This window comes from Streptomyces alkaliphilus (assembly GCF_014141535.1).
GTDB classification, from domain to species: Bacteria; Actinomycetota; Actinomycetes; order Streptomycetales; family Streptomycetaceae; genus Streptomyces; species Streptomyces alkaliphilus.
Genome location: NZ_VKHT01000155.1, coordinates 1 through 7,189, shown reverse-complemented (window position 1 = coordinate 7,189; position 7,189 = coordinate 1). Strand labels below are relative to the sequence as shown.

Annotated in this window: 6 protein-coding genes; 2 read left to right on the top strand and 4 right to left on the bottom strand. The window is 74.3% G+C overall.

Annotation, left to right across the window (positions count from 1 at the left end; genetic code table 11):
* The 4 genes from FNQ90_RS07750 to FNQ90_RS07735 form a co-directional block, all read right to left on the bottom strand.
* The coding region (locus tag FNQ90_RS07750; RefSeq protein ID WP_182605686.1) for a transglutaminase family protein at positions 1-1,884 on the bottom strand (1,884 nt) is incomplete at its 3' end.
* Between the two features lie 179 nt (positions 1,885-2,063).
* Complete coding sequence (locus FNQ90_RS07745; RefSeq protein ID WP_182605684.1) at positions 2,064-3,347, bottom strand: DUF58 domain-containing protein; 1,284 nt, start codon at positions 3,345-3,347, stop codon at positions 2,064-2,066.
* Positions 3,344-4,351: an AAA family ATPase gene (locus tag FNQ90_RS07740; RefSeq protein ID WP_228470951.1), complete on the bottom strand. Its 1,008-nt coding sequence runs from the start codon at positions 4,349-4,351 to the stop codon at positions 3,344-3,346. The genes FNQ90_RS07745 and FNQ90_RS07740 overlap by 4 nt, the downstream gene beginning before the upstream one ends.
* A 279-nt stretch (positions 4,352-4,630) precedes the next feature.
* Positions 4,631-5,185 (bottom strand): beta-class carbonic anhydrase, encoded by a 555-nt coding sequence (locus FNQ90_RS07735; RefSeq protein WP_143619499.1) that lies wholly within the window; start codon positions 5,183-5,185, stop codon positions 4,631-4,633.
* A 385-nt stretch (positions 5,186-5,570) separates the two neighbouring features.
* Between FNQ90_RS07735 and rsmH the strand changes: the two genes are divergently transcribed.
* Together rsmH and FNQ90_RS07725 are read left to right on the top strand one after the other, a co-directional pair.
* A complete protein-coding gene (gene rsmH / locus FNQ90_RS07730; RefSeq protein WP_182605682.1) occupies positions 5,571-6,545 on the top strand; it encodes a 16S rRNA (cytosine(1402)-N(4))-methyltransferase RsmH in 975 nt (324 codons plus the stop codon).
* A gap of 100 nt (positions 6,546-6,645) precedes the next feature.
* On the top strand, positions 6,646-7,189 hold a 544-nt coding region (locus tag FNQ90_RS07725), incomplete at its 3' end, for an FtsB family cell division protein (protein ID WP_182605680.1).

Below are 7,189 nucleotides of genomic sequence, written 5' to 3'. Positions count from 1 at the left end.
GCGCCCGCGGCGCCTTCCCCCCTTCGTCCGTCCCTGAACGGCGCCACGGCGCACGGGCCCGGCGCCACGGCACGGCGGGGCCGGCGAGGAGGAACACCCCGGGTCACGCGGTTTTGATCCCGATCCCTCGGTACGGGTCGGATCCTCCCCCGGTTCGGCGCGGTCCGGGGCCTCGCGGTCCGCGTCCGAGCGATCGGCGCCCGTCTCCCGTTCCGGCCGGGTGTACTCGGGGGCGCTGCCCTGGCCGGGGGTGGGCTCGAACCGGGTCCAGCCCACCCCCTCGAAGTACAGCTCGGGCCAGGCATGGGCGTTGTGCAGCCCCACCGAGTGGCTTCCGTCGGCCCCCCGGGTGCCGGGGGTGAAGCCCACCGCCACCCGACTGGGGATGTCCAGGGAGCGGCTCATCGCCGCCATGGTGAAGGCGAAATGCACGCAGAAGCCCTCCCTGGCCTCGAGGAAAGCGGCGATCGCCTCGCTGCCGGTCCCCGAGTCCACCCGGGTGTTGTAGCGGAAACCACCGTCCCGGGTGAACCAGTTCTGCAGGGCCAGCGCCCGCTCGTAGTCGTTGGCGGCGTCGGCCGTGACGGTCGCGGCCGCCTCCCGCACCACATCCGGCAGGTTGTCGGGCAGGGCGGTGTACCGCCGCCACAACTCCTCGTCGGCGGTCGGCGGGGCGGCGGAGAGCTGCTCGGAGGTGGGGGAGAGGTCCCAGTGCTCGACCCCGTAGGTCATGTTCGCCGAGGTCTGGCCCCGGCGGGCGGAGACCAGGGTCGCGGACTGCGGATCGTGGGCCCAGTACCCCTCGGCATCCACCCGGGTCGGCGGCACGGGCACCGGCAGCGAGGACTGGGAGTAGCCGGGTTCGGTGGTGATCCGGGTGGACACGGGCTCGGCCCGCACGCCCGGGGCGAGTCCTTCCACCGGCCAGGGCGCGGGCGGCACCTCCGGGTCCGGCTCGACGGAGGAGGTCCAGCGATCGCCGTCGAAGGCGTCCAGCGCCACCAGCCGCAGGTACATGTCGGCGTTGCGCCCGGAGGTCGTCTCGTACCGCAGTACGGTGCGGTTCCGGGGGCGGTTGAGCTGGTCCTGCAGGGCCACCACGGGGTTGACCGAGCCGAAGTCCTCCCTGCCGCCGGTCCCGCCGGCGGGCCGGGCCGGGTCCAGCAGACCGGGCCCCGGGGCGGGCAGCAGCAGCGGCAGTGCCACGGCGGCGCCCAGGGTCATCGCACCGATCCGCCGCCCGGCCCCGGGGCGGGGCGGGCGCCCGGTCTCACCGGTGCCGGTGCCACGCGTCCCGAAGAAGCGGCCCCAGCGGCTCACCCGGTCCCGGCTCTCGGTGAGCAGCAGCACCAGGAAACCGGCGGCGGCCACCAGGAAGTGGCCGATGTCCCCGCCGTCACGGGCCACCCCGGAGGCCACGGAGTACAGCGCCAGCAGCGGCAGCCCCGCGGCGGCGGCCGAGCGCAGGGTCACCGCCAGCAGGTCCACCAACAGGCCGATGAGGAGCACACCGGTCAGCAGGATCAGTCGGATGCCCTCGGTGAGCGGAGCGGGCGCCGTGTAGTGACCGATGTCCCCGCCGCCGGTGGCGAAGAGGGTGCCGAGCCGCTCCAGCGCCTCGGGGCCGGGGAATATCCCCAGCACGGCATGGTCGGGGACGGTCACGGCGGTCAGGGCCGGGAGCGTGACGGCGAGTTGGCACAGGACGACGGCGGGGCCGCCGAAACCGAGGCGACGCGCCGCCATGCCGGCGCCCGTCTGCACCGCCAACAGCAGCGCGGTGGTGAACAACCAACCGGTGCCCAGGATGAGGGGCAGCAGCGCGGCGGAGGACGCCAGGGTCGCGACCCACGCCGCGATCGCCATCCGGCTCGACGCTGCCATCCGAGTCCCCTTCCGACCGGTGACGCCGCACGGGGCCGCTTCACCGGGAACCGTCGTTCGTGTACTCGCTCGTGTCCCGTCGTCGGCTTCCCCGAAGGGAGCCGATCGGCCCGGGCGACGGGCCGGCGGGGTGCCCCGGTCCATGGTCCCGGGTCCGGCGGCGTTTCCGTCGCCGGCGCTCAGCCGTCGGTGGCCGTCGGTGGGGCCGCGGCCCGCGACCAGTCCTCGGCCAGCGGCGTTCCGGGCTGCCGGGGCACCACCGTCCAGCCGGCCTCGCGCAGTTCGCGGTGCTGCCGACGCTCCACCATCTCCTCCCGTTGACCGGCGGCCACGAAGGCCACGGCGAAGGAGTGGCGGGTCCGCAGGCGTTCCAGGTCGTGGTGGTGTCCGACGCGGACCGCGCCGAGGACGGCGATCAGCAGGCCGTCCCCGGGCGGCGCCGACACGCCGGCCAGCTCGGCGAAGTCGGGGTGTTCGGAGTGGTCGACGCGGGCGAGGGCGTCCATGATCAGCGCTCCGGTGCCCGCGGTGCCCTCCGCGGGGCGCGTGCCGGGTCCGGGCAGTTCCAGTCCGGTGTCGGTGATCAGTCGCACCGACCACCCGCGCTCCAGCAGGTGGGCGACCACCGACGCGGCGTCTCCCACCGCGGTCTCGAAGGGTGAGCCGGGGCCGGACCCCTCCCAGGCGGAGTCGCGGGTGTCCAACAGGACCGTGCACCGCTCGCGGTGCGGTTGCTCCTCGCGGCGCACCATCAGCGTCCCGTGGCGGGCCGTGGCCCGCCAGTGGACCCGGCGCAGGTCGTCCCCGTGGCGGTAGCCGCGCGGTATGACGTCGTCGTCCCCGGCGAACGCGGCGGTGGTGCGCACGGGTGTGCCCGCCCCACCACCGGTGCCCCCCGGGACCACGTCGGGCAGTGTCTCGGTCGGCGGCAGCACCGTCATCACGTCCCGGGCCGAGAAGGAGCGGTTCAGCTCGACCATCCCGAAGGGGTCGGTCAGGCGCAGTTGCAGGGGTCCCAGGGGGTACTCGCCGCGAAGGTCGGAGCGCACCCGGTAGGAGACCTCCCGGTGCCCGCCGGGTTCGACGCGGTCCAGCACGAACCTGGGCCGGGGTCCCAACACGTGGGGCACCCGGTCCTCCAACAGCAACACGCCGGTGCGCGCGCCGCGTCCGGTGTTCTCCACCCGCAGGTGCACCCGGGACTCCTCACCGGCCACGACCCGTTCCGGGGTCAGCCCCCGGGAGGCGGCCACCCGACTGCGCCCCAGGTGCAGCACCAGCACGGAGAGCACCGGCAGCACGGCCAGCAGTGCCCCCACCCGCAGCAGTTCGGACTGGCCCAACAGGTGGGCGCATGCGGTCGCCGCGAGCCCCGCGGCCAGGAAGGACCGGCCGCGGGTGGTCAGACCGGAGAACGCCGTCCGCAGCGAGCCGCGTCCCCCGTTCCCGCGGTTCCGCGTCACAGGCCCCGCACCCGTCCGGAGCCGGTGGGCGGCAGGTGTTCGCTGGGCCTCAACGGTCGACGCCCCTGCGGCCGGGGCGGCTCGGGCACCGGGGTGTGCCGTACCAGTTCCGCCATCAACTGCTCCACACCCTGCCGGCCGAGTTGGGAGCGGGTGGTGGGCATCAACCGGTGGGCGAGGACGGGCACGGCGAGGTCCTGCACGTCGTCGGGGAGGACGAAGTCGCGCCCGGCCAGGGCGGCGGCCGCCCTGGCGGCGCGCAGCAGGTGGATGGTGGCCCGGGGGGAGGCGCCCAGCCGCAGGTGGGGGTGGTCCCGGGTGGCGCCGACCAGTTGGACGGCGTACCGGCCCACGGCCTCGGAGACGTGGATCCCCCGAACCGCCCGGATCAACTCCAGGATCTCGCCGGCCCCCGCGGTCGGTCGCAGCTCCGCCAGGGGGCCCTCGCCGGCGCGGGCGTGCAGCATCCGCCACTCGGAGTCGGGGTCCGGGTAACCGACCGAGGCACGGACCATGAAGCGGTCCCGTTGCGCCTCCGGCAGCGGGTAGGTGCCCTCCATCTCCACCGGGTTCTGGGTGGCGATGACCATGAACGGTTCGGGCAGCGCCCTGGTCGTCCCGTCGGCGGTGACCTGTCGTTCCTCCATCGCCTCCAGCAGCGCCGACTGGGTTTTGGGCGAGGCGCGGTTGATCTCGTCGCCGATGACGATCTGCGCGAAGACGGCGCCGGGCTTGAACTCGAAGTCCCGCTGCCGTTGGTCGAAGATGCTCACCCCGGTGATGTCGGAGGGAAGCAGGTCGGGGGTGAACTGGATGCGGCTCACCGAGCAGTCGACGGAGCGGGCCAGCGCCTTGGCCAGGACGGTCTTGCCCACGCCGGGGACGTCCTCCAACAGCAGGTGTCCCTCGGCGAGGAGGACGACCAGGGTGAGTCGGACCACCTCCGGCTTGCCCTCGATGACCTTCTCCATCGACAACCGGATCCGCTCGGCCGTCGCGCTCAGTTCCTTCGGATCGGGCGGGTCGCCGGGGCTTCCCGACCCCCCGGTGACATCCCGGGGTTCCCCCTCGCCGGGAAACCGGTGCCCTTGGTGCTCGGTTCGCCGTCCCGCCGCCGGGTGCCCCGGATGGTCGTCATAGGTCGTCACCGACCCTCCTCGCCTGCCTCGCCCCGGCCCATGCGGTCCGACCGCGCCGGATGCCTCTCGAAACGCCCGGCACCCGTGTGGGGTACCGGGCGCATGCCCTCCGGGAGGCATTCTTCACACATTCGCTCCGTCACGTCACGGGACGGCCGGCGGATCGACCTCCCGCAGCAGGCCCGTGGTGACGTCGAAGACGAATCCGCGCACATCGTCGGTGTGCAGGAGGAAGGGGGAGGTGCGAACCCGCACCATGGACTGCCGCACGTCCTGGTCGAGGTCCTTGAAGCACTCCACGGCCCAACTCGGGCGCTGCCCCACCTCCATCTCCAGCTCGTGCCGGAAGTCCTCGGTGAGGTTCAGCAGGCCGCACCCGGTGTGGTGGATGAGCACCACCGAGCGGGTTCCCAGCGCACGCTGGCTGATCGTCAACGAGCGGATGATGTCGTCCGTGACCACACCCCCGGCGTTGCGGATGGTGTGGCAGTCGCCCAGGTCCAGGCCGAGCGCGGCGTGCAGGTCCAACCGGGCGTCCATGCAGGCGACGATCGCCACCCGCCGCACGGGACGGGCGTCCATGCCGGGGTCGCGGAAGTCCTGCGCGTAGACGCGGTTGGCCGCCACCAGATCGTCGGTGACATTGTCCCCGGTAGCGCGGTCGATGTCGTTCGGGTGGTGCGTGACCTTCTCCGTCATGGTTCGACCGTAATACGCGGGCGGGTCACCCGGGTGGAGGCACCACCCCGTGAGACGGGGGCAAAGGAGCACGCGCGGGTCCGGAAACGGGCTCCGCGGCGGTCGGTTGACCACCCGGCGCGGAGCCCGGGTGACGCGCCTCACACCCGGAACGCGCCGGTCGGGCGGTGGATCCGTCCCGCCGACCGGTCGGCGGGGAAGCGGCGGGTACCGCGACCCGCCGGGGGAGCCGGTGGGTGCGCGGTCCGGCACGGGGCGGTGGACTAGGGTTGGCGGCGCCCCGGCACCGCAGACGGGGCGCGGCGGATCGGGGGCCGACGAGTGGGCCCGCGCGCGCCGCCGACCACCCGCCCGCCGTCGTGACGGGCGTCCCATCGGAAGGCCCATGTCCCCGAGCAACGAGCGGCCGACGGCCGAACGACACCGTCCCGTGATGCTCCGGCGTTGCCTGGAACTGCTCGCCCCCGCGCTCGGGGAGCCCGGCGCGGTGGCGGTGGACTGCACGCTCGGTCTGGGCGGACACGCCGAGGCCCTGCTCTCCGCCCACCCCGATCTGCGGTTGATCGGACTGGACCGTGACCCGGACGCCCTGGCCCTGGCCTCGGAGCGGCTGGCACGGTTCGGGGACCGCTTCCGGGCGGCGCACGCCGTCTACGACCGGCTGCCGGAGGTGCTGGAGCGGCTCGACGCCCCCGCCCCGGCGGGCATCCTGTTCGACCTGGGCGTCTCCTCGATGCAGCTGGACGAACCGGAGCGGGGCTTCGCCTACGCCCGGGACGCCCCGCTGGACATGCGGATGGACCGCAGCCGGGGGCCGAGCGCGGCCGATGTGCTCAACACCTATCCGCCCGGCGATCTGGTCCGGATCCTGCGGAGCTACGGCGAGGAGCGCAACGCCCGCCGCATCGTGGAGGCGGTGGTGCGCGAGCGCGCCACGACACCGCTGACATCCAGCGCCCGGCTGGTCGAGTTGATCCGCGGGGCCCTGCCGCAGGCGGCGATGCGCACCGGGGGCAACCCCGCCAAACGCACCTTCCAGGCGCTGCGGATCGAGGTCAACGGCGAGCTGGAGGTGCTGGAGCGGGCGGTCCCCGCGGCCGTGGAGACGCTGCGGGTGGGCGGCCGGATCGTCGTGATGTCCTACCACTCGCTGGAGGACCGGTTGGTCAAACGGGTCCTGGCGGAGGGGGCGAGGTCCACCGCGCCCCGGGGGCTGCCCGTCGTGCCCGAGGAGTACCGGCCCCGGCTGCGGTTGCTCACCCGCGGAGCCGAGCTCCCCGACGAGGAGGAGACCGCGGCCAACCGTCGGGCCGCCCCGGCCCGGCTGCGGGCCGCGGAACGGATCCGCCCGGCCCGCTGACGGGGACGGGCGGGAGCCGGGCCCCCACGGAACACACCGGACACACCGGATGCGCCGGGCCCACGCGGCACACCGGCGACGCCGAGGAGGAACCACCGGGATGACCGCGCAACAACGTCTCGCGAGGCTGGCGGGGCTGGTGCCCACCGGTTCGTCCTCGGCCGCCCGCACCCCCTTCGTGCTGCTGATCGTCGCTCTGCTGGGCGCCGGCATGCTCGCCCTGCTCCTGCTGAACGCCGCGCTCAACCAGGGCTCGTTCGAGCTGAGCGAACTGCGGCGGGAGACCTCGGAACTGACCGACGAACAACAGGCGCTCCAAGCCGAGGTGGACGCCTTCTCCGCCCCCGACGCCCTGGCCGAGCGGGCCCGGGAACTGGGCCTGGTGCCCGGCGGGCCCCCGGTCTTCCTCCGTCCCGACGGCGGCGTCCTCGGCGTGCCCGAAGCCGCGCCGGAGCCCGAACCGGAGCCCGAACCGGAGCCCGTGCCGCGCCCCGATCCCGACCCGGACTCCCCGCCGGCCGTGCCCGAGGGGGACACCCCCAACGGCGGGTCCGCCGACGGGACGGAGGAGGGCGATCCCGACACCGGAACCGACACGGCCCCCGACGCGAGCGGGGAGCCCACCGATCCCACCCCCGAGGAGG